24 protein-coding genes are annotated in these 22,571 nt (G+C 71.0%); 16 read left to right on the top strand and 8 right to left on the bottom strand.

The annotated features are described in order from the left end of the window. Positions 1-11: 11 nt before the first annotated feature. Positions 12-383 carry a DUF488 domain-containing protein gene (locus tag O2L52_RS21755; protein ID WP_270118196.1) on the bottom strand — a complete coding sequence of 124 codons (372 nt, stop codon included), beginning with the start codon at positions 381-383 and terminating at the stop codon, positions 12-14. A gap of 129 nt (positions 384-512) precedes the next feature. Here O2L52_RS21755 and O2L52_RS21750 point away from each other — a divergent pair, with 129 nt between their 5' ends. The 3 genes from O2L52_RS21750 (at position 513) to O2L52_RS21740 (ending at position 3,781) form a co-directional block, all read left to right on the top strand. After that, positions 513-1,400: an HAD family hydrolase gene (locus O2L52_RS21750; protein ID WP_270118194.1), complete on the top strand. Its 888-nt coding sequence runs from the start codon at positions 513-515 to the stop codon at positions 1,398-1,400. Between the two features lie 124 nt (positions 1,401-1,524). Then, a complete protein-coding gene (locus tag O2L52_RS21745) occupies positions 1,525-2,352 on the top strand; it encodes an HAD family hydrolase (protein ID WP_270118193.1) in 828 nt (275 codons plus the stop codon). Between the two features lie 202 nt (positions 2,353-2,554). Further along, a complete protein-coding gene (locus O2L52_RS21740; RefSeq protein ID WP_270118191.1) occupies positions 2,555-3,781 on the top strand; it encodes a cytochrome P450 in 1,227 nt (408 codons plus the stop codon). 157 nt (positions 3,782-3,938) lie between these two features. Here the strand turns inward: O2L52_RS21740 and O2L52_RS21735 are convergent, their stop codons facing one another. After that, positions 3,939-5,582 carry an ABC-F family ATP-binding cassette domain-containing protein gene (locus O2L52_RS21735; protein WP_270118189.1) on the bottom strand — a complete coding sequence of 548 codons (1,644 nt, stop codon included), beginning with the start codon at positions 5,580-5,582 and terminating at the stop codon, positions 3,939-3,941. 85 nt (positions 5,583-5,667) lie between these two features. On the opposite strand from O2L52_RS21735, the gene O2L52_RS21730 reads away from it, so the two are divergent. Beyond that, complete coding sequence (locus O2L52_RS21730) at positions 5,668-5,823, top strand: hypothetical protein (protein ID WP_270118188.1); 156 nt, start codon at positions 5,668-5,670, stop codon at positions 5,821-5,823. Between the two features lie 13 nt (positions 5,824-5,836). Here O2L52_RS21730 and O2L52_RS21725 read toward each other — a convergent pair whose 3' ends face one another. Then, the gene (locus tag O2L52_RS21725) at positions 5,837-6,712 is read right to left on the bottom strand and encodes an AraC family transcriptional regulator (RefSeq protein WP_270118186.1); all 876 of its coding nucleotides are present in this window, start codon (positions 6,710-6,712) and stop codon (positions 5,837-5,839) included. A 119-nt stretch (positions 6,713-6,831) separates the two neighbouring features. Here O2L52_RS21725 and O2L52_RS21720 point away from each other — a divergent pair, with 119 nt between their 5' ends. The 3 genes from O2L52_RS21720 to O2L52_RS21710 all read left to right on the top strand — a co-directional run bounded on the left by O2L52_RS21720 (position 6,832) and on the right by O2L52_RS21710 (position 8,991). Beyond that, complete coding sequence (locus O2L52_RS21720; RefSeq protein ID WP_270118185.1) at positions 6,832-7,440, top strand: NAD(P)H oxidoreductase; 609 nt, start codon at positions 6,832-6,834, stop codon at positions 7,438-7,440. A 90-nt stretch (positions 7,441-7,530) separates the two neighbouring features. Then, positions 7,531-8,790 (top strand): cytochrome P450, encoded by a 1,260-nt coding sequence (locus O2L52_RS21715; RefSeq protein ID WP_270118184.1) that lies wholly within the window; start codon positions 7,531-7,533, stop codon positions 8,788-8,790. 9 nt (positions 8,791-8,799) lie between these two features. Beyond that, a complete protein-coding gene (locus tag O2L52_RS21710) occupies positions 8,800-8,991 on the top strand; it encodes a ferredoxin (RefSeq protein WP_270118183.1) in 192 nt (63 codons plus the stop codon). 46 nt (positions 8,992-9,037) lie between these two features. Here O2L52_RS21710 and O2L52_RS21705 read toward each other — a convergent pair whose 3' ends face one another. Continuing rightward, positions 9,038-9,685 carry an NAD(P)H-dependent oxidoreductase gene (locus O2L52_RS21705; RefSeq protein ID WP_270118181.1) on the bottom strand — a complete coding sequence of 216 codons (648 nt, stop codon included), beginning with the start codon at positions 9,683-9,685 and terminating at the stop codon, positions 9,038-9,040. A gap of 108 nt (positions 9,686-9,793) precedes the next feature. Between O2L52_RS21705 and O2L52_RS21700 the strand changes: the two genes are divergently transcribed. Together O2L52_RS21700 and O2L52_RS21695 are read left to right on the top strand one after the other, a co-directional pair. Then, positions 9,794-10,729, top strand: coding sequence for an AraC family transcriptional regulator (locus O2L52_RS21700; protein WP_270118180.1), 936 nt, complete (start codon positions 9,794-9,796; stop codon positions 10,727-10,729). Between the two features lie 197 nt (positions 10,730-10,926). Then, the gene (locus O2L52_RS21695; protein ID WP_270118179.1) at positions 10,927-12,147 is read left to right on the top strand and encodes a PP2C family protein-serine/threonine phosphatase; all 1,221 of its coding nucleotides are present in this window, start codon (positions 10,927-10,929) and stop codon (positions 12,145-12,147) included. A 16-nt stretch (positions 12,148-12,163) separates the two neighbouring features. Here the strand turns inward: O2L52_RS21695 and O2L52_RS21690 are convergent, their stop codons facing one another. Beyond that, complete coding sequence (locus O2L52_RS21690) at positions 12,164-13,108, bottom strand: SAM-dependent methyltransferase (protein WP_270118178.1); 945 nt, start codon at positions 13,106-13,108, stop codon at positions 12,164-12,166. Between the two features lie 127 nt (positions 13,109-13,235). On the opposite strand from O2L52_RS21690, the gene O2L52_RS21685 reads away from it, so the two are divergent. From O2L52_RS21685 to O2L52_RS21655, 7 genes are all read left to right on the top strand, one after another. Next, a complete protein-coding gene (locus O2L52_RS21685; protein WP_270118177.1) occupies positions 13,236-14,138 on the top strand; it encodes a Rossmann-like and DUF2520 domain-containing protein in 903 nt (300 codons plus the stop codon). Next, the gene (panC, locus tag O2L52_RS21680) at positions 14,135-14,962 is read left to right on the top strand and encodes a pantoate--beta-alanine ligase (RefSeq protein ID WP_270118175.1); all 828 of its coding nucleotides are present in this window, start codon (positions 14,135-14,137) and stop codon (positions 14,960-14,962) included. The genes O2L52_RS21685 and panC overlap by 4 nt, the downstream gene beginning before the upstream one ends. Next, the gene (gene panD, locus O2L52_RS21675) at positions 14,959-15,381 is read left to right on the top strand and encodes an aspartate 1-decarboxylase (protein ID WP_270111841.1); all 423 of its coding nucleotides are present in this window, start codon (positions 14,959-14,961) and stop codon (positions 15,379-15,381) included. Before panC ends, panD begins: the two co-directional genes overlap by 4 nt. A gap of 11 nt (positions 15,382-15,392) precedes the next feature. Then, positions 15,393-16,877 (top strand): S10 family peptidase, encoded by a 1,485-nt coding sequence (locus tag O2L52_RS21670; protein WP_270118174.1) that lies wholly within the window; start codon positions 15,393-15,395, stop codon positions 16,875-16,877. Between the two features lie 450 nt (positions 16,878-17,327). Continuing rightward, on the top strand, positions 17,328-18,983 hold the full coding sequence (locus O2L52_RS21665) for an L-aspartate oxidase (RefSeq protein ID WP_344473838.1): 1,656 nt from the start codon (positions 17,328-17,330) through the stop codon (positions 18,981-18,983). Next, positions 18,980-19,879 (top strand): carboxylating nicotinate-nucleotide diphosphorylase, encoded by a 900-nt coding sequence (gene nadC, locus O2L52_RS21660; protein ID WP_270118171.1) that lies wholly within the window; start codon positions 18,980-18,982, stop codon positions 19,877-19,879. The genes O2L52_RS21665 and nadC overlap by 4 nt, the downstream gene beginning before the upstream one ends. Positions 19,880-19,921: 42 nt before the next feature. Beyond that, entirely contained in the window at positions 19,922-20,683 is a 762-nt protein-coding gene (locus O2L52_RS21655) for a type III pantothenate kinase (protein WP_270118170.1), read from the top strand. Between the two features lie 45 nt (positions 20,684-20,728). Here the strand turns inward: O2L52_RS21655 and O2L52_RS21650 are convergent, their stop codons facing one another. The 3 genes from O2L52_RS21650 to O2L52_RS21640 are packed head-to-tail and all read right to left on the bottom strand — an operon-like array spanning position 20,729 to position 22,569. Then, the gene (locus tag O2L52_RS21650; protein ID WP_270118169.1) at positions 20,729-21,877 is read right to left on the bottom strand and encodes a hypothetical protein; all 1,149 of its coding nucleotides are present in this window, start codon (positions 21,875-21,877) and stop codon (positions 20,729-20,731) included. Next, complete coding sequence (locus O2L52_RS21645; RefSeq protein WP_270118168.1) at positions 21,874-22,206, bottom strand: type VII secretion target; 333 nt, start codon at positions 22,204-22,206, stop codon at positions 21,874-21,876. The genes O2L52_RS21650 and O2L52_RS21645 overlap by 4 nt, the downstream gene beginning before the upstream one ends. Positions 22,207-22,209: 3 nt before the next feature. Next, on the bottom strand, positions 22,210-22,569 hold the full coding sequence (locus tag O2L52_RS21640; RefSeq protein WP_270118167.1) for a YbaB/EbfC family nucleoid-associated protein: 360 nt from the start codon (positions 22,567-22,569) through the stop codon (positions 22,210-22,212). Positions 22,570-22,571: the final 2 nt, after the last annotated feature.

Genomic DNA, 22,571 nt, shown 5'->3' with positions numbered 1-22,571 from the left:
AGGATCGAAGGCTATTCGGGTTCGGACTGCTGCTCTTCGAGCCACGCCTTGAGGACCAGGGCGTGGTTCACTTCCGGGTCCTTGGCGGCGTAGAGGAGGGTCACCGGGCCCGACCTCGCCGCCTCCAGGAGGGGTTCGGCGCGCTCGGGGTGGCCGTCGAGCTCGCTGCGGTAGCGGCTGGTGAACTCCTCGAAGCGGTCGGCCATGTGGCCGAACCAGATCCGCAGGTTCGGCGACGGCGCGGCGTCCTGCGCCCAGGTGACCCCGTCGAGGTCCTCCTTGCTGACGCCGCGCGGCCACAGCCGGTCGACGAGGAAGACCGCTCCGGCCCGCTGCGGGTCCGCGCGGTAGTCGTAGACGCGTTCGATCGTGATCTCGCCCATGGACGAACCGTATGCCGCAAGCCGCCCCGGTGGGTGGGTTTGGTGTGATTGCAGCTTTCATGAGCGCGGCGGCGTGAGTTCAAACCCTCGGTACCCCGCCGTTCACCCAAGCGGGGATACGGTTGAGACGTGCCAGACACCGCCCTGACCCCCGCCCCCGCCGAGCCCCGCCGGACGCCGCCGAAGCTGGTGGCGGTCGACCTCGACGGCACCGTGGTGGACTACCACGAGACCAAGAGCATCAAGCCCGGCGGCGGCACGCCGTCGACCAGGCCCAGCCGCGCGGTGATCGACGCCCTCCAGGCCGTGCGCGACGCCGGAGTGCCCGTCGCCGTCGTCACCGGCCGCGCCATCTGGGGCGCGGTCCGCACCGCCGACGACCTGGGGCTCGACGAGGGCTTCGCCTCGGCCTCGCACGGCGCCGGCGAGTACGACCTCGGCGCCCGCGCGATCTCGCACCAGGCCACGGTCGACGCCGCCGTCGCGGTCGAAGCGCTCATCGATTCCAACCCGTCCGTCGAGTTCGCGGTCGAGTGGGACCTCGAGGGCTGGTGGCACACGAAGGGCTTCCGCCGCGACTTCCCCGCCCGCTGGGCCGGGGAGATCACCGTCGAGGAGCTCGTCTCGCGCCCGGCCCCGCGCCTGGTCGCCCGCGTCGACTCCACCAACGCCTACGGCGGGCCCGTGCGCTGCCCGCAGGCGATGCGCCTCGCGGCCGGCGCGTCCCTCGACGCCGCCGACTACCACGTCGAGGTCGGCTACAACGGCTGGGTCGACATCGGACCCCCCGGGATCAGCAAGGCGACCGGCATTGCCCGTATCGCGGCCCACTACGGCGTATCATCGTCCGACACCGTCGTCTTCGGCGACGCCCACAACGACCTCACGATGTTCGCGTGGGCGGGCTGGGCCGTGGCGATGGGTCAGGCGGCCCCGGACGTGCGGGCCGCAGCCGACGAGGTCGCCCCCTCGGTGTGGGAGGACGGGGTGGCGAAGGTGCTGTCGCGGTGGTTCTGACGGCCGCCGCGCCGCGCGAGCCCAAGCGGGCCGGCGACTCCGCATCGACCGATGTGGCAGTGTCATTCCCACGGGCGGCGCCCCTCGGCACGGCGGACCGCAGCGAGACGACCAAGGAGGACGCATGATCCAACTGGACCGGGCACCCCGGCTCGTGGCGACGGACCTCGACGGGACCGTCGTCCGCTCTGACGAGACGGTCTCGCCGCGCACCATGGCCGCGCTTAAGCGGCTCGCCGCCGCGGGCGTCATCCTCGTAGGAGCCACCGGCCGCGGACCGCGGCTCATCGATCTGTGCCGCAACGACATCCCGTCTGCCGACTTCCTGGTGCTCGGCCAGGGCGCGTTCGTCTACGAATGCCGCTACGACGACACCGTCGTCGAGCTCGCCGACCGCTCCGTCGAGGGCTCGGTGCTCCTGGAGGCGCTGCGCCTGATCGAAGCCGAGGTCGGACCCGTGCGGGCGCTCGCCGAGCCCGCCGACCCCGCCCGTCACATCACCGGCGACCCCATGCCCGACTGGCCGTGGACGGCCGTGACCCTGGAGACCGCGCCTCGCGAGATCGCCTTCACCGGGCCGATGGTCAAGGGCTACTTCGTGTCCGACGAGTACACCGGGCCTGAGCTGCTGGTCGCCGCGAAGGACGTCATCGATCCCTCGCTCGTCACGGTCACCGAGTCCGGCGTGGGCATGCTCGAGGTCTGCCCGGTAGGCGTCACCAAGGCCGCCGGGATCCAGGTCGTGCTCGACAAGTTCGGCATCGACTGGTCGGACGTGCTCGTCTTCGGTGACGCCACGAACGACCTGAGCATGATGGAGGCCGCCGGCCACTCCGTCGCGATGCCCAACGGCCACCCGTGGGTCCAGGCCGCCGCGTCCGAGATCGCCCCCGCGGGCAACAACGACGACGGGGTCGCGCAGTACATCGAGGCGCTCCTCGAACTCCCGTAGGGCACGGGTACAAGCGTGCGCACGATCCGTGTCGGGTTACTGACAGGAACGGGTGGAGCCGTTGCGTTCCGGTGCGCTGGACCTTAAGCTCCGATGTGGTGGGGACCACGAAGCCATGGTCGGCGGCGTCGCAAAGGGAATGCTCTGCGCCGCAACCGGTCGGGGCTTCGGCGACCGTGCTGCCGCACTCCCTGGAGTTCCCATGTCCGTCGAAGGCTCAGAAGACCTCGCAACGGAGCAAGACCCGCCCTACGGCATGCCGTACCGGCGGGAGACCCGCTACGACCCGCCCACCGCGCTGATGGACATGCAGGCGCAGCCGCTGCGCCCCATGAGGTACTACCCCGACGGCGTCGAGGGCTGGCTCGTCACCGGGCACGCCGAGGGCCGCAAGGTCCTCGCCGACCCGCGCTTCGCCACCGGCGAGCGGTTCACCCACTCGCCCACCGAGCTCCCGCACGTGTTCGTCTCGATCTCCGAGCAGGTCCCGCCCGGGTTCTTCCTGTTCTTCGACCCGCCCGAGCACACCCGCCTGCGCCGCAAGGTCACCGGCGTCTTCACCGTAAAGCGCATGAAGGACCTGGAGCCGCGCATCGCGGACATCGTCGACGAACGCATCAATGCCCTGCGCGCGGCCGGGCCCGGCGCCGATCTGGTGCGCGAGTTCGCGCTCCCCGTGCCGTCGCTCGTCATCTGCGAGATGCTCGGTGTCCCGTACGGCGACCGGGAGGCGTTCCAGCGGAACTCGGCCGACATGCTCGACCTCTCCCGCTCGGTCGAGGAGCGCAACAAGTCGATGGCCGAGCTGTTCGGGTACCTCATGTCGCTCGTCCCGGCCAAGCGCGCCGACCCGGGCGACGACATGCTCAGCGCCCTGGCCGCCGACCCCGACATCCACGAGGTCGAAGCCGCCGGGATCGCCCTGATCCTCCTGGTCGCCGGGCACGAGACCACCGCGAACATGCTCGCCCTGGGCACCTTCGCGCTCCTCGAGCACCCGGCCCAACTGGCCCGGCTGCGGGTCGAGCCCGAGCTCATGCCCGCCGCCGTCGAGGAGCTGCTCCGGTACCTCTCGGTGGCGCACAACGGGATCATGCGCATCGCGAAGGAGGACGCCGAGATCGACGGCCGGCTGATCCGGGCGGGCCAGCACGTCACGGTGGTACTCCAGGCCGCCAACCGCGACCCCCACAAGTACGAGCGGCCCGGCGAGCTCGACCTCGGCCGGGACGCCCAGGGGCACATGGCCTTCGGGCACGGCGTCCACCAGTGCGTGGGCCAGCAGCTCGCGCGCGTGGAGATGCGCATCGGGTTCGCGAAGCTCATCGAGGCGTTCCCGGAGCTGCGGCTGGCCGTGCCGTCCGAGGAGATCCCGATGCGCAGCGACATGGCCGTCTACGGGGTCCACACGCTGCCCGTCAACTGGTAGCGCACACCGCTCGTACTGGGCTGCTACGCCAGTGCCCTTGCCGGGCCGCAGTCCAGTTCCCCCCCACGGGGCACGGTCCTCAGGGGGCACGGTCTTCGGGGGGCACAGTCGCGCGGCCGGGTCGCCGTTCCACCAGCGGCGTCCCGGTCGCGCTTAATCAGCGCACGTCCCAGACCGGCTCGTCCGACTCGATCACTTCACCGTCGTTCTGGAACAGCACGAAGCGGTCGAAGCCGCGCGTGAACCAGCGGTCGTGGGTGACGGCGAGGACGGTGCCGTCGAAGGCCTTCAGGCCCTGCTCGAGGGCCTCGGCCGAAGCGAGGTCGAGGTTGTCGGTGGGCTCGTCCAGGAGCAGGCAGGTCGCGCCCGAGAGCTCCAGCATGAGCACCATGAACCGCGCCTGCTGCCCGCCCGAGAGCGTCTTGAAGTCCTGTTCGGACTGTGCAGTGAGCTCATAGCGGTTGAGCGCGCTCATGGCCTTCGAGCGGTCGAGCGAGGGCCGGTCCTCGTCGCCCTCCCAGAGGATCTCGCGCAGGGTGCGGCCGTCGAACTCCGGATGCTCATGGGTCTGCGAGAAGTGACCGGGGTAGACGCGGGCGCCGAGCCGGGCGATCCCGTTGTGCCGCACCGGCTCCAGGCTGCGCTTGGCGGCGAGCCCGGCTTCCGGGTCGGAGCCGCCCTGCGCGAGCAGTCGCAGGAAGTGGCTCTTCCCGGTCCCGTTGGCGCCCAGCACCGCCACGCGGTCGCCGTACCAGACCTCCAGGTCGAACGGGAACGTCAGGTCCTCCAGCTCCAGCTGCTCGCAGATCACGGCCCGCTTGCCCGTGCGCCCGCCCTCGAGCTTCACGCGGATGTCCTGCTCGCGCGGGGGCGCCGGCGGCGGTCCGGCCTCCTCGAACTTCTGGAGGCGCGTCTGCGCGGCCCGGTACCGGGAGGCCATGTCGGAGTTGTACGCGGCCTTGTTCTTGTACATGAGCATGAGCTCGCGCAGCTTCTTGTGCTCCTCGTCCCAGCGCCGCCGCAGCTCCTCGAACCGCTCGTGGCGCGCCGCGCGGGCGTCGTGCCAGGTCGCGAACCCGCCGCCGTGCGTCCAGGTCGTGCCGGCCTCGAGCGTCACGATCGAGCTCGCGGCGTTCGCGAGCACCTCGCGGTCGTGCGAGACGAACAGGATCGACTTGTCCGACTCGCGGATCGCCTGCTCCAGTTCGCGTTTCGCGGGCACGTCGAGGAAGTTGTCCGGCTCGTCGAGCACCAGCACCTCGTCGCGGCCCTGCAGGAGCAGCTGGAGCGCGAACCGCTTCTGCTCGCCGCCTGAGAGCGTCCTGAGGGGACGGTTCTTGACCGCTTCCCAGGACTGGCCGAGAATCGCGACCGCGACTGTGTCGCAGAGCACGTCGAACTCGTAGCCGCCCGCCTCGCCCCAGTCGGCGAGGGCCTGCGCGTACGCGAGCTGGTCCTTCTCGTCCGCGGTGGCCATGCGGACCTCGGCCTTCGCGAGCCGCGCGGCGACGGCGCGCACCGGCGGCGGCGCCAGGTCCACCGCGAGGTGACGCAGCGGCCGTTCGCCTTCGCGCATGCCCACGAGCTGGCGCATGACGCCCAGTCCGCCCGAGTGCGCGACCGTGCCCGCGTCCGGCGCCAGCATGCCGGTGACGATGTTGAGCAGGGTGGTCTTGCCCGCGCCGTTCGCGCCGATGAGTGCGACTTTCGCCCCTTCGCCGACACGGAACGACACCTCATCGAACAATGTGGTGCCATCGCTGAGGCCGTACCGCACGCCCGAGAGGTCTACGAATCCCATGGGAGGATTCTCTGCGGTCAACAGCACTGCGTCAAAGTCATTTGCCGTGTTGGATCCGGTGGGGTCCACTGCCTACCCTGGACCCATGAACGACACCCCTGACCGGAACGAACCCGGGCGGCAGCGCAGGCGCTTCTGGCGCCCGAGCTCGGCGAGCGAATGGGTCGAGCTGGCGATCTACGTCTTCTTCGGCCTCATCGCACTGCTGGCCGGCGTCGGCTGGCTCGTGGCGCGACTGTGATCGGCTTCGATGTTCACCGGCGCCGCTGCGACCGGTAGTCGCGGGGGCTCAGGCCCCGGTGGCGTTTGAACGCGGTGGAGAACGCGAACGGGTCGCGGTAGCCGACCGCGGCGGCGGCCGCGGCCACCGGGACCTCCGGATCGGCGAGCAGGTCGGCGGCGAGCTCCATGCGGCGCTCGGCGACGTAGCGCAGCGGGGGCTGCGCCATGACCTCGGTGAAGCGCTTGGCGAAGTGCGCGCGTGAGACGTTCGCGCGCGCGGCGAGGTTCTCCACGGTCCACGCCCGGTCGGGGTGGCGGTGGATCGCCTCGAGCGCGGGGCCGGTGACGGGGTCGAGCGCGCCCCGGTACCAGCCGGGCGCGGCCGCCTCCTGGCGCTCGAACCAGCAGCCGAGGGTGCACACGAGCCCCCAGTCGAGGATGCGGTCGAGCATGGCCTGCCCGCCGGGCGCCTTCGCCCGGGTGAGGGCGTCGCGCATGGAGTGGAGCCAGAGCACGTCCTCCACCTCCTCGTCGAGGACGAGCGCGGCGGGGAGCGCGCGCAGCAGCCGCTGATGCCGGGCGCTCGCGGGACGGTAGGTCCCGGCGATGAGCACGTCCCGGCCTCCTTGCGGCGCTTCACTTATCGGAATGGCCAGGATCGGCTGGTCCAGTGTGGATCCATTGTCGACGAGGTCGAAGGGCTCGCGGACGATCGCGGTGGATCCCGCGGTGAGCGGTCGGATCGTGCCGTCGCCCAGGACGAGCTCGGCGCTCCCGGCGACGAGGGTGACCATCGTCAGCGGCGCATCGCTGCCGAAGCTGAGGCGCCACGGCGGATCGAGCGCGGCCTGGTGCACGGCGGCGCCCTCGGCGCGGATGTCGGCGAGCATGTCGCTGAGCGGGTCCATGCCGCAACGGTAGACGACCGCGAAGGTTTCGGCCGCTCTCGACCATGGTCCGTCCACGGCGTTCGAGTTGTACTGAAGGGGCGCCGCCGCAGGGGCGGCACCACCGGAAGGACACCCGCATGGACAAGCCCACCGCCCTCGTCGTCTTCGCCCATCACCGCGCCGATTCGCTGACGGCGGTCCTCGCGCGCCGCACGGCCGACCGACTCGAGGCCGCCGGGTACCGCGTCGACCTGCTGGACCTGCACGCCGAGGGGTTCGACCCGCGCAACCGGGTCGAGGACGAGCCCGACTACGGCGACCGCGACAAGCGGTACTCGCCGGAGGTGCACGCCCACGCCGAGCGGCTGCTGGCCGCCGATCTCGTCGCCGCCGTGTTCCCGGTGTGGTGGTTCGGCCTGCCCGCCCTGCTGAAGGGCTGGATCGACCGGGTCTGGAACTACGGGCTGACCTACGGGAGGCGCGAGAAGCCCATGGCGGGCAAGCGGATGCTGTGGCTCGGGCTGGCCGGGCTCGCCGAGGACGACCCCAACTCGGACCTCACCCGAGCGCTGCTCGACGGGGCGCTGCGGCGAGGCATCAGCGAGTTCTGCGACGTCACGGACGTGCACACCGAGGCCCTGTTCGACAGCGAGGCCAAGGGCCTGGAGGGCGCGGACCGCGAGCGCCACTATGCGGCGCTGCTCGCCCGCGCGGACGTGGCGGTCGACAAGCTGCTCGCCGGTTGAGGGGCGGCTTGCGCGATTCGCGTATATACGTATAGCCTATATATACGTAGATCGTGCGAGCCGCGATCGAACACCACCGAGGAGGCACCCGTGTCAGCACCCGACAGAACTCCTGAGATCACTGCTTCTGAAACCGCCGCAGCGGAAGCGCCCTACGGCATCCCGCTCGAACGCGACCACCCGTTCGACCCGCCCGCCGCCGTCATGGCCCTGCACCGCGGGGCCGAGATGCGGCGGATGCGGTACTACCCCGAAGGCCGCCTGGGCTGGCTCGTCACCAGCCACCGCCTCGCCCGCAAGGTCCTGGCCGACACCCGGTTCAGCTCCACACTCGGCAGCCCGGCCCAGGTGCCGATCCCGATGCCCGCCCTGGAGGCCTACCTCGACTTCGAGGGCGACTTCCCGCTCACCCCGGGCATGTTCATCGAGATGGACCCGCCCGACCACACCCGCCTGCGGCGCAAGCTCACCGGTGTCTTCACCGTCAAGCGCATGAAGCAGCTCGAACCGCGTATCGCCGCGCATGTGCAGGATCGGCTCGACGCCCTCGCCGCCGGGCCGAACCCCGCCGACCTCGTCGCCGAGTTCGCGGTCCCCGTGCCCGCCATGATGATCTGCGAACTGCTCGGCGTCCCCTACGACCAGCGCGAGCGGTTCGAGGCGGACAGCCGGGCGATCTTCACCACCGACGAGACCGGCGAGGGCAAGCAGGCCGCCATGCTGAACCTCTTCGCGTTCATCGGCGAGCTGGTCGCGGCGAAGCGGGCGAATCCCACGGACGACCTGCTCTCCGACCTCGCCGCCGACCCGGAGCTGGCCGACGAGGAGGTCGCGGGCATGGCGATCCTGCTGCTCGTCGCCGGGCACGAGACGACCGCGAAGATGCTCGCCCTGGGCACGATGGCGCTCTTGGAGAACCGCGACCAGTGGGAGCTGCTGCGGGCGCGGCCCGAGCTGATGGCCGGCGGGGTCGAGGAGCTGCTGCGCTACCTCACGATCATCCACACCGGACTGATCCGGCAGGTCAAGGAGGACTTCGAGTTCGAGGGGCACCAGATCAAGGCGCGCGAGTACGTCACGGTCTCGGTGCAGACCGCGAACCGGGACGAGGCGCACTTCATCGAGCCCGAGAAGCTGGACGTGACCGGTGACGCCAAGGGACACTTGACGTTCGGGCACGGCGTGCACCAGTGCCTGGGGCAGCAGCTGGCGCGCATGGAGATGCGCATCGCGTTCGCGGGGCTCATCGAGCGGTTCCCGGGCCTGCGGCTGGCCGTCCCGGTCGCGGAGGTGCCGCTGGTGACCGGGCAGAGCTTCTACGGCGTCGCCGAACTGCCGGTGACCTGGTAGGGAGGAGTCATGGTGAGGATCATCGCCGATACGGAGGCGTGCGCGAGTTCGGGCATGTGCGCGCTGACCGCACCCGGGCACTTCGACCAGGACGACGAGGACGGCCGGGTCGTGCTCCTCGCCGATGAGGCGGAGGACTGCGACGACGAGGTGGCCGACGCGGTGCGCCTGTGCCCCGCCGGTGCGCTGCGGCTGGAATGAGCAGGGCCGGTACCCCTTGGGAGACAAGGGGTACCGGCCGCTCCGTCTAGGCCAGGAACTTCTCGACGCGTTCGATGGCCCGCTGCTCGAGCGCCCGGTAGTGGGCGGTGCGCTGCTCGCCGGTGAGGGCCTCGCCCTTGGTGAAGTTGCCGGTGCCGTCGACGATCTGCGGCTCGCCCTCGGCGTCGGGCAGGACCTCGACGGCGGCTTCGGCGATCCCGTTGTAGTACGAGATGCCGTCGCGCAGTGTGAGGTCGAGGATGTTCTGGAGCGAGGCCCAGTACTCGTCGCCCTCCGCGGCGCCGGCGGTGCCGATCCACAGCATGCGCCGCCCGGCGAGGCGGGGCTTGCTGCGGCCGTAGGAGAAGCCGTAGTTCCACACCCGGTCGATCCAGCCCTTGAGGAGGGCGGGCGGGGCGTTCCAGTAGACCGGGAAGACCGGGACGATCAGGTCGGCGGCCGTGATTCTGTCCATATGGGACTGCACTTCGGGGGAGTAGGCCTTGTCGCGGTCGTCCCAGTCGGGCTGGTCCGCCACGGTCATGCGGGGGTCGAACCCCTCGGCCTGCAGGTTGAGCAGGTCGATCGCGTACCCGGCCTCCTTGAGGCGGGCGGCGACGACGTCGCCGATGCGGGCGGTGAGGGAGTCGGCGCGGTGGTGCGCGACGACGACGAGGGCGGTCTTTGCGGTCATGGTGTGCTCCAGGTGGTCTCGGTGCCTGGTCTCCAGTACAGCCGGAATCGCCTAGACGAGCGATGGCCGTGACGCTCCGATCCATGCGAGTTCGTCTACGATTGGCGCATGGACCCGCTCAGTGAACTCCTCGGTGGCATCCGCGCTGAAGGCGCGATCCTCAGCGACGCGATCCTCAAGGCCCCGTGGGTGGTCAGCTTCGACGACGCGGCCCCGCTCACCATGGTCACGGTGGCGCGCGGCGGCGGCGTGATCATGCTGGCCGACGGCACGCGCGTCGCGCTGAAGGCCGGCCAGACCGCGATCGTGAGCGGCGGCGAGCCGTTCAGGATGGCCGACGAGGCCGCGTCCGTCGACCGCCCGCACCTCGACTACTGGCTCACCTGCTTCCACCCCGAAGAGTGCGCCGAAATGCCGATGCCCAAGCCGCTCAACGAGGACGGGGAGGCCACGGCCCTGTTCGTGGGCGCGTACCGCGCCTCGGGCCGCCGCCACGAACGCCTGCTGCGCGCCCTCCCGCCCGTCCTGGTGGTCGACGACGACTCCGACATCTGCGTGTGGCTCGACGCCTGCGTGATCGACATCAGCAGCCGCAAGCCCGGCACGCAGGCGTTCATCGACCGCCTCTTCGACTGGGGCCTCGTCTGCACCCTCCGCACCTGGTTCGACCAGCAGGGACGCTCGGCCCCGGTCTGGTACCGCGGCTTCTCCGACCCCGTCGCGGGACCCGCGCTCGAGGCCATCCACACCCGGCCCGAGAACCCCTGGACCGTGGCCGACCTCGCGGGGGAGGCGGGCGTCTCCCGCGCGCTGCTCGCCAAGCGCTTCAACGAGATCATGGGCGAACCGCCCCTGACCTACCTCACCGAATGGCGCATGCAGCTCGCCGAGGAACTCCTCGCCGACCCCGACCTCACCGTCGCCCAGGTCGCCCGCAGGATCGGCTACGCCGACCAGTTCGGCTTCAGCAACGCCTTCAAGCGCCGGAAAGGCAAGAGCCCCAGCGAATACCGGAAGATCGAGAAGACCCCCGCCGCGGTCTGAGGGCGGCAGGCGAGACCGAAACCCGAGAGGCCGCCTACCGCTAACGGTTTTCATGATCCAACAGGCGCGGAGCCGTCGGCGGGGCTCGAGGCGGGAGGCATTTCCATGTTCCCCTTGCACCCTCCCACCGGCGTATACAGTGGCGGGAGGGACCGAAGGGCACGGCTGCACCGCCCGGGACGCAGGGGTTGTCTGAAATGACGGATCTGGACTACGTTGCACTGTTCGCGGCGACACCGACCCCTTGCGTGGTCGTCTCCCGGGACTTCGTGGTCGTCGCCGCCAACCCGGCCTACATGGAGGCCACCGGCATGGGCCGCGACGACCTGATCGGGCGCCCCATCTTCGAAGTGTTCCCCGATCCCGAGGCCAGCGGCGAGCGGAACGTCAGGACCTCGCTGAACTGGGTCATGGAGACCGGGCGGCGGCACAGCATGGCCCTGCTCCACTACGACGTCCCCACCGGCGGGACCCCCGCGTTCGAGGAGCGCTGGTGGTCGCTCATCAACTCACCGGTCGCCGGTCCGCACGACCCGGTCGAATGGATCCTCATCCGCGCGGAGGACGTGACGGCGTTCGTCCAAGCCCACGACGCCCGCCACCCGCAGGCCGAGGCCCCCTCCGCGGCGATGGCACGGGAGGCCGAGCTCTTCGAACGCGCCCGCGAGCTCCAGAACCACAATGTGGAGCTGAGCCAGGCCAGCGTGCGCGACCACCAGGTCGCCGTCACGCTCCAGAAGGCCATGCTGCTGACCCCGGACCTCGAGAAGCACGCCGACATCGCCGTGCGGTACCTGCCCGCCACCGAGAGCCTGAACGTCTGCGGCGACTGGTACGACGTGATCGACCTCTCGGACGGCCGCTTCGCCGTGGGCGTCGGCGACGTCGTCGGCCACGGGCTCGAGGCCGCCGCGGTCATGGGCATGCTCCGCAGCGTGCTGAACGCCGCCATCCGCGCCCTCGAACGGCCCGCCCACGCCCTCGAAGTCCTCGCCCTGTACGCCCGCTCGATGGAGGGCGCACTGAACTCCACCTCCGTCGAGGCACTGGTTGACCCCGCGAGCGGACTCATCATCTACAGCAACTCCGGCCACCCGCCCCCGGCGCTCGTGCACCCGGACGGCCGATGCGACCTCCTCAGCCAGGCCCTCGACCCCCCGCTCGGCGCCCGCCCGCAGCACGTCCCCTGCTCGCAGGCAGGCCAGCCCTACGCCGCGGGGGACACCCTCGTGCTCTACACGGACGGCCTGATCGAACGCCGCGACGAGGACATCGACGCGGGCCTGAACCGGTTGTGCGAGACCCTGACCCGCCACTGCGACCTCCCCCCGCGGCAGATGGCCGACGTGGTGCTCGACGAGCTCGGCGTGGCGGGCGGCGCGCCCGACGACATCTCCCTCATCATCGCCCGGCTCTGAACGGCCGGGCGCGGCGTCATCGCCGCGGCGCCACCCAGCGGTCGGTGCGGAGCCACCAGTGGGCGCCGAGCCCCGCCGGATCGGTGAGACGCGCGGCCGCGCTTGCATGGGCCAGCGCCTGGGCGTAGCCGACAGGGTCCTGGAAGGCCATCGGGAGCGGCGGCAGGGTCGCGTCGAGGCCGAGCCGCAGCAGGGCGTCCCGCTGCGGTTCCAGGCGGTCGCAGGCGACGGCGTCGACCGCGACGTGCGCGGTGACGTCCCTCGTGCCGTCCGGGACCGGCGGGGTCTCGCGCCCGTCCTTGAACCCGGTCATCGTGCCGGCCTTCGGCCGGTCGTCCCGCACGTGGCCGTAGTCGATCGCCAGGGCCGTGCCCCGGACCAGGCGCGCGGTCAGGTTGCGCCACAGCGCTTCACGGGGTGCGCCGATCTCGGCGCGCTCGCCCTCCGAGATGATCGGCCACCACTCGGCGAGCCAGGCGTCGTCCTCCTTCGTGACCCGGTCGCCCAGGCGGGTCTCGCCCGCCGCGCTGACCTCCTCGTACCGGGCGCGGCCGCGGGCGTCGACCACCGCGACGTCGCACGGCACGTTGTCGAGCAGCTCGCACGCGATCAGGAGCCCCTCGATCCGCTCAGGGGGCTCCGCGAGCCATTCGACGCGGCCCGGCAGGTACGCGGGCCTGGGCCGCAGGTCCACCGCGACCAGGCGGACGCGCTCGTCGAGGAGCCCGGAAAGGCGCTCCAAGAGCTCACCGCCACCGGCGCCCACGTCCACCACGGTGAAGCCCGCAGGGCGCCCCAGGCCTTCGTCGACCTGGTCGGCGAGCGTCGCGATCGCCCCCGCGAACGCAGGGGTCTGCGCACTGGTCGCGAAGTGGCGCCCCGGCAGCTCGCGCCGGTAGAACCCGCCAGGCCCGTACAGGGCCCGAGCCATCGCCGCGCCCCAGCGCTCGAACCCCGTCATGGCCCCGACCCTAATGGGCGAGTGAGAATTGCCACTCAGAGCCTCCCAGGCTGTCGTTAGCATTCCTGCGAAGCACAATTAACGCGTAAGCAATGACCGGTACCTCTACCAGGACTGGATCAGCATCATGGATCAGCAGCGCAGCGCAGCCCCGCAGCGGCCCGCCTCACGGCTCGCCGTCGGGGTCGTCTCCGCAGGCAGGGTCGGCTCCGTCGTCGGAGCGGCCCTCACCCGCGCCGGCCACCGGGTCGTCGCCGCCTCCGCCGTATCCGACGCCTCCCGCGCCCGCGCCGCCCGCCACCTCCCCGGCGCCGAGATCCTCCCCGCCCCTGACGTGGCCGCCGCCGCCGAGCTCGTGCTCATCGCCGTCCCGGACGACGCCATCGCCCCGCTGGTGGCCTCCCTGCCCGTCAGGCCCGGCCAGATCTGGGTCCACACCTCAGGCGCCCTCGGCGCCGACGTGCTGCGGTCCGCCCGCGACGCCGGCGCGCTCACCGCCGCACTCGCCCCTGCCATGACCTTCACCGGCCGCGACGAGGACCTCGAACGCCTCGCGGGCATCTCCTGGGCGATCACCGGTGAGGCCGAGGCCCGGTTCGTCGGCGAAGCGCTCGTCCTCGAGATGGGCGGCGACCCCGAGCACGTCGACGAAGCCGACCGCGCCCGCTACCACGCGGCACTCGTCTACGCCGCCAACCACCTCCAGACCCTCGTGAACGACGCCGCCGAGCAGCTGCGCGCCATCGGCGTCGCCAACCCGCAGCGGCTCCTCTCGCCGCTCGTCTCGGCCTCGCTCGACAACGCGCTGCGCCACGGCGACGCCGGGCTCACCGGCCCGGTCTCACGCGGCGACGCCGGCACCGTCGCCCGCCACCTGGACGCGCTGGCGGGCACGGGGATCGAGGACGTGTACCGGACGATGGCCCGCCGCACCGCCGAGCGCGCCCTCGCGTCCGGCCGCCTCAAGAGCGCCGACGCCGAAGGGCTGCTCGAGGTCCTGGCGCAACCCGAGAAGGAGGAGACGCCGTGACGGTCGCGGTCCACACCAAGGCGGACCTGGCAAAGGCCCGCGCGGCCCTGCCGGGGCGCGTCGCCGTCGTCCCCACGATGGGGGCGCTCCACGACGGCCACCGGGCGCTCATCAAGCGCGCCAAGGAGGTCGCCGACTCGGTCGTGGTGACGGTGTTCGTGAACCCGTTGCAGTTCAGGCCGAACGAGGACCTGGACACGTACCCGCGCACGCTCGAGGCCGACCTCGCCATGTGCGGGGCCGAGGGCGTGGACCTGGTGTTCGCGCCGAGCGTCAACGAGATGTACCCCGACGGCCGCGACGGCCTCACCACCGTCCACGCCGGACCGGACGGCGAGATCCTCGAGGGCGCATCGCGACCGGGGTTCTTCACCGGCGTGCTCACCGTGGTCTCGAAGCTCTTCCACCTCACCCGGCCCGACGCGGCCCTGTTCGGGGAGAAGGACTTCCAGCAGCTCGCGATGGTCCGCCGCATGGTGCGCGACCTCGACATGGGCATCGACGTCGTCGCCGTCGCGACCGACCGCGAGCCCGACGGGCTCGCCCGCTCCAGCCGCAACGTGTTCCTCTCCGAGGCCGAACGCGCTGCCGCCCTTGCCATCCCGCGCGCCGTCGAGGCGGCGCAGGCCTCGCCCGATCCGCTCGCCGCGGCGCAGAAGACCCTGTCCGCCGAGCCCGGCCTGGACGTCGACTACGTCGTCGTCCGCGCCACCGACCTCGGTGAGGCCCCCGCACAGGGACCCGCGAGGCTGCTCATCGCCGCTAAGGCGGGCACGACCCGCCTGATCGACAACGCCCCCGTAGTTATTGGAGACGCCCGATGATCCGGACCATGTTCAAGTCCAAGATCCACCGCGCCACCGTCACCCAGGCCGACCTCCACTACGTGGGCTCGGTCACCGTGGACGCGGACCTGCTCGACGCCGCCGACATCCTCGACGGCGAACTCGTCGCCATCGTCGACATCACCAACGGCGCCCGCCTGGAGACCTACACGATCGCCGGCGAGCGCGGCACCGGCGTCATCGGCATCAACGGCGCCGCCGCCCGCCTCGTCCAACCGGGCGATCTGGTGATCCTCATCTCCTACGCGCAGATGGAGGACGCCGAGGCGCGCGCGTTCAAGCCCACCGTGGTCCACGTGAACGAGCGCAACGAGATCATCGAGGTCAACGCGGACAAGGCGCACCCCGCGCCCGGCACCGCCGGCAACCCTGTGGCGTCGCCACTAGCCGCGCGGTAAGTTCTGTTTTCATGACCGACGAACCGAAGACCGAGGCCGCCGACAACGGGGCCGAGAAGGACGCGAAGCAGGCCGACAAGCCCTTGCCCGCCGACGACCTCAAAACCACCCAGCACACCCTCGGCGACCTCGCCTACACCGCCACCACCGGCCGCATCGTCCTCCACGAGGAGATCACCGAGGACGACAAGTTCAACGGCCGCAAGCCCAAGGCCGAGGTCTCCATCACCTGGTACACCCTCGACGACGCCGACGTCACCGAACGCCCCGTCACCTTCGCGTTCAACGGCGGCCCCGGCTCCTCCTCGATCTGGCTGCACATGGGCCTCCTCGGCCCCCGCCGCGTCGACTCCGGCGACGCCGGGAACCTCACCCCGCCGCCCTTCGGCCTCCTCGACAACGAGGAGACCCTCCTGCGCCACACCGACCTGGTCTTCATCGACCCGGTCTCCACCGGCTACTCCCGGGCCGTCGAAGGCGAGAAGGCCAAGGACTACCACGGCTTCTCCAAGGACATCGAGTCCATCAGCGAGCTCATCCGGCTCTGGACCACCCGCAACAACCGCTGGCTCTCCCCGAAGTTCCTCATCGGCGAGTCCTACGGCGGCACCCGCGGCGCCGGCATCGCCGAATACCTCCAGTCCCGGTTCGGCATGGCGCTCAACGGCGTCATGTTCATCGCCCCCGCGTTCAACACCGAGACCCTCTACCACGCGAGCCGCTCCGAGCTGCCCGACCCGCTGTTCCTCCCGACGTACGCGGCCACCGCCCACTACCACGGCCTCCACCCCGACCGCACCCTCGAAGACGTCGTCGCCGAGGCCCGCGCCTACGGCGACGAGTTCCGCGGCATCCTCGCCAAGGGCCAGAACCTCGAGCCTGAGGTGCGCGCCGCCGCCGTCGCCAAGATCGCCTCCCTCACCGGCGTCAGTGAGGACTACGTCGACCGCGCCAACCTGCGCCTGGAGCACACCCGGTTCTACGCCGAACTGCTGCGCCACAAGCGCCTCATCACCGGCCGTCTCGACACCCGCTTCACCGGGCCCGCCGACCACTACACCCACGAGCGGATGCCGTACGACCCGTTCCTGGTCGGCACCGACGGCCCCTACTCGGCCGCGCTCCAGTACTACGTGCGCACCGAACTCGAATACGAGAACGACCACGTCTACGAGCGGCTCTCCCGCGCAGTGCACCCCTGGTCGTACAAGGAGTTCGAGGGCGAGGCCGTCGACGTCATCGGCAAGCTCGGCAACGTCATGCGCCTCAACCCGTTCCTCCAGGTCCACATCGCGATGGGCCGCTACGACGGCGGCGTCCCGATCGAGGCCATCGAGTACACCCTCGACCACCTCGAGATCCCCCTCGCCGACCGCGAGCGGATCGAGACGAAGACCTACCCCGCCGGACACATGATGTACGTCCACGAGGAGTCGCGCGTCCAGCAGTCCGCCGACCTCGCCGACTTCATTCGGCGTTCGACGAACCGGGGCTAGCACCAAGATGCACGCGTATCCGGGCCCGGCCGATGCCGCCGCAAGCGGCGAACGCCGGGCCCGGCCGTGCACATTGACGACCGGCCCGCTTCAGCTCCCCTTCAGGTTCGCCCCGCTAGCGTTGCAACCGGGGGCCCTTTCCCAGCGGCGCGGCGAGCCTGCGGCGTGCCCGGAGTCCGGCGCCGCCACCGCCCGAACCGCGTCGGCGGTCCACCGAAACGAGCCGCGCGAGCGCAGCCGCGGCGCGAGCCGACCCGTCGCGATCCGCCGTGCTCCCGCCTCGCCCGTCCCATTTGCGGGACCCACGTCACACCCGCTTGGCACCCACCGTGCCCGCAGGGGCACAGTTGAGCCGACCGCCGTGCCCATCGGCGGCGCACCCATCGAACGGGCACCCGGGCCACCGGGCGCCCACCGCTAGAAGGGCAACGGCACGTGTCACCCGCGACCATGCCTCACTCAGTGCCACTGCCGGACCTGCCGCGCCTGCCGCGGCGGCTGCGCGCCGCGGCCCCGACCTGGACCGAGACCACCGACGTGTGCGTCATCGGCTCCGGCGTCGCCGGCCTCACCTGCGCCCTCAACCTGCGCCGGGCCGGCTTCCACGTCACCGTCGTCACCAAAGTCCGCATCGACGACGGCTCCACCCGCTGGGCCCAAGGCGGCGTCGCCGCCGTCCTCGACCCGGTCGACACCCCCGAAGCGCACGCCCGCGACACCCAGATCGCCGGCGTCGGCCTCTGCGACCCGGCCGCGGTCGACGTCACCGTCACCGAAGGCCCCGCCCGCATCGCCGACCTCATCCACCTCGGCACCGAGTTCGACCGGCACCCCGACGGCTCACTCCAGCTCACCCGCGAAGGCGGCCACCGCGCCCGCCGCATCGTGCACGCCGGCGGCGACGCCACCGGCGCCGAGATCCAGCGCGCCCTCCACGCCGCGGTCCTCCGCGACCCCTGGATCCGCATCATCGAACACGCCATGGTCCTCGACCTGCTCACCGACGCCAAAGGCCACACGGCCGGCGTCAGCCTCCACATCCTCGGCGAAGGCGTCGAGCACGGCGTGGGCGGCGTCGAGGCCCGCGCGGTCGTCCTCGCCACCGGCGGCCTCGGCCAGATCTTCCAGTCCACCACCAACCCCTCGGTGTCCATCGGCGACGGCGTGGCGCTGGCCCTCAGGGCCGGGGCGACGGTGACCGACCTTGAGTTCGTCCAGTTCCATCCGACGGCCTTGTTCCTCGAGGGTATCGGCGGGGACCGACAGCCCCTGATCACCGAGGCGATCCGCGGCGAGGGCGCCCACCTGCGCGACTTCTCGGGCGACCGGTTCATGGTCGGCGCGCACGAGCTCGCCGAGCTCGCCCCGCGCGACGTCGTCGCGAAGGCCGCCACCGCCCGCATGCGGGCCGAGGGGCAGTCGCACGTGTGGCTGGACGCCCGCCACCTCGGCAAGGACATGCTGGAGACGCGCTTCCCCACCGTCACGTCGTCCTGCCGCGCGCTGGGCATCGATCCGGTGGTCGACATGATCCCGGTCGCGCCCGCCGCGCACTACTCCTCGGGCGGGGTGCGCACGGACCTGTTCGGCCGCACCAGTGTTCCCGGGCTCTACGCTGCCGGCGAGGCCGCCTGCACGGGCCTGCACGGCGCGAACCGCCTCGCCTCCAACTCGCTGCTCGAGGCGCTCGTGTTCGCGCAGCGCATCGCGGACGACCTCGCCGAGCACAAGCCGAGCCCCGGCGCAGCCGAGGCGCCCGAGGGCGAGGGCGACGTCTGCTCCACGACCTCCCGCGCGCCGATCCAGGAGGCGATGACCGCCGGCGCCGGGGTGCTCCGGTCCGAGGCGTCACTGGAGGGCACCGCTGAGTCGCTGACGGCTTTGGGGGACAATGTGTCCGGACGTCCTCGACCGGCCACATGGGAGGCCACCAACCTCCTCACCGTCGCCACCGCGGTCACCGCCGCCGCCCACCGGCGGCGTGAGACCCGAGGCAGCCACTGGCGCGAGGACCACCCCGAGGCCGAAGCCGACTGGCTCGGCCACCTCAGTCTCTCCATCAGCGCCGACGGGGAGCTCGAAACCACCTGGGAGCCCATCGCATGAGCCGATTCGCCGCAGCGCCCGGCGGGGCCGGACTGGACGAGCGCCTGCTCGCCCTCCGCCTCGACCCCGAAGACGTGTACGTCGCCGTCCAGGACTACCTGGACGAGGACCTCTCGCACGCCCGCCGCGATGTCACCTCCGAGTCGATCTTCGGACCCGAGCACAAGTCCACTGTGGCCGTAACGGCGCGCGCGGACGGCCTCCTCGCGGGGCTCCCGATCGCGCACGCGGTCTTCCACGCCATGCCCGGGGACGTCGAGTTCGCGTACCTCGCCAAGGAGGGCGCGCGGATCCGCGCCGGGCAGGTCCTCGCCCGCGTCTCCGGTCCCACCCGCTCGCTGCTCGCGGCCGAGCGCACCGCGCTGAACCTGCTGTGCCGCATGTGCGGCGTCGCCACCCACACCCGCCGCTTCGCGGACGTGCTGGCCGACTGGCACACCACCGTCCTCGACACCCGCAAGACCACGCCCGGCCTGCGCGCCCTGGAGAAGTACGCGGTGCGCGCCGGCGGCGGCGACAACAAGCGCATGGGCTTGTACGACGTGGCCATGATCAAGGACAACCACAAGGAGGCCGCCGGCTCGATCAGCGAGGCCTTCGCCGCCGTCCGCTCCGCCGAGCCCGAGATCGACATCCAGGTCGAGGTCGAGACCCTCGACGAGGCGCTCGAGGCGGTCGCGGCCGGGGCCGTGTTCCTCCTGTGCGACAACATGAGCCCCAAGGAGCTCGCCGAGGTCGTGGAGTCCGTGGGCGACCGGGCCGAGCTCGAGGCGACCGGGCGCATCAGCCTCGACAGCGTGGTCGACTACGCCGCCACCGGCGTCGACTACATCTCCGTCGGCGCGCTCACCCACTCCTCGCCGATCCTGGACATCGGACTCGACTTCGAGGAATAGAAAATCGTATAGGATATATGGTATAGGAATCGGGGAACGACCGTGCTGCTCTGCGTCGACATCGGGAACACCAACACGGTGCTCGCCGTGTTCGAGGGCGAGACCCTCAAGCACTCGTGGCGGATCCGCACGGACCCGCACGCGACCGCCGACGAGCTGGGGCTCACCTTCCGGGCGCTCCTCGACGGCGACGGCGTCGACCTGAGCGGGATCGCCCTGTCGTCCACTGTGCCCCAGCAGGGCGCGGAGGTGGCCAAGATGGTGCAGCGGTACTACCCGCACGCGCACCTCGTGCAGATCGCGCCGGGCATCAAGACCGGTGTGCGCCTGAGCATCGACAACCCGCGCGAGGCCGGCCCGGACCGGATCGCGAACACGCACGCGGCGTTCCACCTCTACGGCGGGCCGTGCATCACCGTGGACTTCGGGACCTCGACGAACATCGACGTCATCTCGGCCACGGGCGACTTCCTCGGCGGCGCGTTCGCACCCGGCATCGAGATCTCGATCGACGCCCTCGCCTCCCGCGCCGCGAACCTGCTCAAGATCCCGCTCGTGAAGCCCCGCAGCGTCATCGGCAAGAACACTGTGGAGTGTCTACAGTCGGGCATGGTCTACGGCACTGCGGCGCAAGTGGACGGTCTCGTCCGCCGCATCACCGAGGAGCTCGGCACCACCCCGACCGCGGTCGTCGCCACCGGCGGCCTCGCACCCGTCGTGATCGAGCAGTGCGAGACCGTGACCCACTACGAACCGAACCTGACCCTGCACGGCCTCCGCATGATCTGGGACCGCAACGTCTGATTCGGGCGTGACCGGGGCTCCGGACCCGCACCGCTCGACCGGGCGTCACTGCTGCGGCTGCTCCTCCTGCGGCGGCTGCGGGTCCTGCGTCGCGGCGGGGGCGCCCTTCATGCCGCCCTTGATGCCGGTCATCGGGTAGCCGCCGATGATCTCGGAGACGCTCCTGCCGCCGGTGACCGAGTGCCCGCCGAGGGACGTCGGGGGGATCACCTTGTCCTTGTAGATCGGCTTGAGGACGCCGGTGCCGGGGAGGTTGCCGGAGCCGAACGGGCTCCGCAGCGTGTCGTAGATCGTCTTCTGGTTGGCGGCCTGCGTGTGCGGCATCCTGCCGCCGAGCCCGGTGACGTTCTTGCCCGCGCTGATCGCGGCCTCCTGCTGGTCGAGCATCTTGTTGTGCTGTGAGAGGTTCTTGCCGGCGCTCTTCACGTACCCCTTCATCCCGAAGTCCGTCACCGCCTTGCCGGCGTCGTCGAGCGACCCGGCGAGCTTGGGGAAGCGGCCCGCGAGCTTCGACATGGCGTTGCCGAGCTTGGCGAAGTGCGTCGAGATCTTGGCGATGAGGACCATCGCGTCCGCGATGACCCCCGAGATCATGGCCGCGAACGACCCGCCGAAGGTGAACCACGAAGCGGCCAGCGCAGCGAGCGCGTACATGATCGCCCGGGCCACGAACTCGCAGATGAGCTCGAGCACCAGCGCGCGGGTGACCGCGGTCCAGATGCCCATGACCTCCATGTACTTCGCGAGGCTCCCGGCGGCGGAGCTTCCGGCCCGGATCGCGGCCTCGAAGTCGGTGATCCTGTCCCGGTAGGCGTCGGCGGCGTCGCCGACCCAGTCGCCCACCGTGCCCGCGTCGCCGATGAGGTCGGTGGCGGCCTGGTCGAGCGCGGCCTCGATGTTCTTCCAGGTGTCCTTGGTGGCGTTGATCGAGGTGGGGTCGCCGGCCAGCACTTCGAGGAAGTCCCGGAGCGGCCCGACGTGCTCGATGAGGAATCCGACGCCGGCTTTGGCGAATCCCATGAGCGGGTTGAGGACCATGCCGAGGACGTCCAGCGCCATGACCGTGCCGTTGAGGCCCTTCTCCAGGTCGGTCTCGGAGTTCGCGAGGAGCTGGGCACTGTGCAGGGCCTTCGCGCCGGTGAAGGTGCCCGCGCCGGGGACGGACTTGTCGGGATTGACGATGAGGTCGTTCATTTTTGCTCCGTCTCGCTGGTGAACTGGTCGAATATGGCAGCGACCTCCGCGTCGTTCTCGTGGTAGGCCTCGCCGGTCTCCTTGATCCGGTTGGCGAGTTCCTCGGTGCCCTCCCGGGCCTTGCCGATGGCCTCGGTGGCCTTGTTCGCCAGGTCGGCGGCGCCGCCGGCGAACGGCAGGTTGACGATGCCGAAGTCGAGGAGTTCGCCGAACCCCTTCTGCTGGGCGGCGTCGAAGGCCTGCGCCACGGGATCGACCACTTTGGATCTCACGCCGGCGGCGTGTGCTTCGAACGCGTCCGCGGACGGGATCTCGTTGCGGTCCTGCATGCGCTACTCCTCGGGGCGACGGTTCGCTCTGGCCTGCTGGACGATCGCGCTGTCCTCGCCGAACACGTCGGCGAGCGCGCGGGTCGAGTTGTCGCCGGCTTGGATCGCGGCCTGGTCGTAGGTCTCCTTGATCATGGCGGCGAGGGTCCTCGGGGTCAGGGTCTGCGCTTTGCTGCTGAGGTGGATCTCCTGGAGGACGCCGCCGAGGCCGACGGTGATGCGCACTTCGCCGTCCGCGGATCTGGCGGTGGCCGCGGCCGCCCCCAGCGCCTCGTCCAGTGAGGACGACTTCTCGACCATGGTGGCTATGCGGCTCTCGAAGTCCCGCATGAAGCCTTCTGGATCCTCGAACACGGAGGGCATGG

The sequence above is a fragment of the Glycomyces algeriensis genome, from assembly GCF_027622855.1.
Classification (GTDB): Bacteria; Actinomycetota; Actinomycetes; order Mycobacteriales; family Micromonosporaceae; genus Glycomyces; species Glycomyces algeriensis.
Note: the sequence above shows the minus strand (reverse complement) of the source record. Positions and strands in the feature narration are given on the sequence as shown.